We start from the raw sequence: 836 nt of genomic DNA on the forward strand, positions 1-836 counted from the left end.
GCCTGCCGCGTCGCCGTTGAAGCCCCCGTGCGGGCCGTCCTGGGCGAGCCAGAGGATTACGGCATTGCATGCAACTAGGGCCCACAAGAGCCAGGTAAGCCGTTCCGGCTTCCACCACGCGGTCCGAGACGCGCTCCTCTTTGGATCAGTGGACTTCATTTGAGCTCCGTACGCAGCTGCACGTTCGGTGCGGGCATACGGCATACGGCCGCAAACGCTAACGTGCCTATCGCGTCCGCGAGGACCCAAATGCGGTCATTTGGAGATGCTGGGGCGCTTCTCAACAGCAGACATTCGTTCACAAGCTTTCGCTACGGTGTATCGTCATGTTGGCAAGGAGCAGCGCAATGGCCCCGACAATCACGGCACTCGAGAAGTCTCCAGACGGCGGTAAAGGCCTAGCGCGCGACACGCGCGTGCGTTGGGCGTTCGAGGAGGTAGAGGAGCGATACGACGTGCGGCTCGTGTCGTTCGCGGCGCTGAAGCAACCCGATCATTTGGCGCGCAGCCCCTTCGGCCAAATACCGACCTTAGAAATTGGCGACCTTACCCTGTTTGAGACGGGAGCGATCATCCTTCACATCGCGCAGAGCCACGAGAACCTGCTGCCGAAGGACGCGGACGCCAAGGCAAGGGCAATTACCTGGATGTTCGCGGCGCTTAGCACGATGGAGCCCCCAATCCTCGACCTGACGATCGCCAGGATCTTCGAGAAGGACCAGCCGTGGGCTGGCGAGCGGCTGCCGCTGGTCGAGGACCGAGCACGGATGCGGCTGGGACAGCTAGCTGCCTCTCTTGGCGACGGCGAATGGCTCGACGGGCATTTCAGCGCGGGC

The 836-nt window shown here is 62.6% G+C and carries 1 protein-coding gene; it reads left to right on the forward strand.

The window, feature by feature from the left end:
* Positions 1-347: 347 nt before the first annotated feature.
* Positions 348-836, forward strand: a 489-nt coding sequence (locus tag RI03_RS00005) for a glutathione S-transferase family protein (protein WP_026046318.1), incomplete at its 3' end; no start/stop codon positions are given.

Origin of the sequence: Sphingomonas sp. PAMC 26621 (assembly GCF_000251145.1) — a bacterium.
In the GTDB taxonomy this organism is placed as follows: Bacteria; Pseudomonadota; Alphaproteobacteria; order Sphingomonadales; family Sphingomonadaceae; genus Sphingomonas.